Origin of the sequence: Ligilactobacillus equi DSM 15833 = JCM 10991, from assembly GCF_000615765.1 — a bacterium.
Taxonomy (GTDB): Bacteria; Bacillota; Bacilli; order Lactobacillales; family Lactobacillaceae; genus Ligilactobacillus; species Ligilactobacillus equi.
In genome coordinates, this window is sequence record NZ_BAMI01000115.1 from 1 (window position 1) to 1,640 (window position 1,640).

The 1,640-nt window shown below is 37.6% G+C and carries 1 protein-coding gene; it reads right to left on the bottom strand.

The window, feature by feature from the left end; translation table 11 throughout:
* Positions 1–1,452, bottom strand: a 1,452-nt coding sequence (locus JCM10991_RS14085) for a Rib/alpha-like domain-containing protein (RefSeq protein ID WP_035189065.1), incomplete at its 3' end; no start/stop codon positions are given.
* Positions 1,453–1,640 lie beyond the last annotated feature (188 nt).

Below are 1,640 nucleotides of genomic sequence, written 5' to 3' on the forward strand. Positions count from 1 at the left end.
TTTAGCTACAACATTCACTTTAACATTCACTAAGTCAGATGTATTATCTGCATAAGTTACTCGCACAACCCCTGGTTTTGATTTACCAACTGTTGATGTATCCGGCAAACTTTCCCAACTGTAACTTACTACATCGCTTAAATCAGAAGTATTAGCAATCGCTTCTTCTGCATGTTTTGAAGTTAGAGTTGTTCCTTTATCAACCGTAATTTCTGTCCCATAAGGTGCATTTCGTTGAACATCAGGTCTAGGATCCGCAACAACGGATACAGCTTTTGTACTTTCTGTATCTACTGGTAAACCTGGCAATACAAAAAGAAGGTCTACTTTATACACATCGCCTGCTTTAATATCTGGTACATCAAAACTAAAACTCCCGTTGTAGTCGTATGGACGCTTTTCCAATACTTGATACGTATCACCAACTTTTTTAGTTAATTGAATGTAAGTATCCCCTGCATTCCCTGTGGTTCTAGGAAGTGTCGGACCGACCCCCGTAATTTTTTTATCTGTGTCGTAAATGTCATCAATAATCGCTTCGAAACCCTTAGACCATACTACATTTAAACTTGCAGAAACTGTTTCGAAAGAATTATCTAGATATGTTACCTTAATATCAAAGGTGTATGTGCCTAAGGTTGAGTTATCACTAGGATCTCTATAAGTAATATCTTCAAAATTATATGCCACACCACCTTTTGTTGGCTTAGAAGCAAAGTCGATATCTTTATAAGGAAGGCGGTTTGCATTTGCAATATAGTTACTTGCAGCCGGCGCCTTAAACATTTTAGCTAGTTCAATATCTTGCACGTGTGGCTCGTACTTTTCTGCCATTGTTTGCGCAGTACTTGTCGTCGCCATCGTAATAAATGGACTGGCTGAATTCCCAATAGCGGCAAAAGTTTGTTGTACTTCTTCAGCATTAAGTTTCCCAGAAGTGTAAGCTTCCATAAGCGCTCTGGCTTGTTCATCGGAGGCAAGCCCTTGCTTTTTCATCTCAGCTACCACATCGGACATTGTAGTATTGCCTTCTGCCGTAGTCGGTGTAGCTTCTTGAGTATCAACTTGCTTCAAAGATTCCGCTGTTGTAACTGGTGCGGTAAGTGAGGTACTTTCTTCACTTGATGTCGACTGATCCTGTACTGTAGAAGTAGGTGCTATCGTTGCTACTTCGCTAGCATTAGTTTCTTGCGGTGGTAATTGCTCCTTGCTATCTGTCGTTTCTTGTACCGTATTCACTGAAACATCGGTACTTGAAACTGCTGGTGTAACTTCACTAGTTGAAATTTGATCCGCCTTAACTTGATTTCCACTAAGTACAGCCGCAGATAGGCCAAAACCTATCCCAACTAATACTGAAGCAACCCCTACATTAAGCTTCTTAATCGTGTAATGAAACTTATTACGATTCATTTTTTGGTCGTAAAGTCTCGTATTATTTTTAGAAACCATAATTTTTCTCCCTAATATTTTAGATTTTTTAACAAAAATTAATTTAGTATTTAATCTCCACCTTAATAATAACCGAACTTTAATGTCCATTCAATCTCTAAAAATCATCTACAACTATGTATATACTAATCATAAAAACGATTTATAATAAGTTATTCGGAATTTTAAAAATAAATTTACCCTCAAAT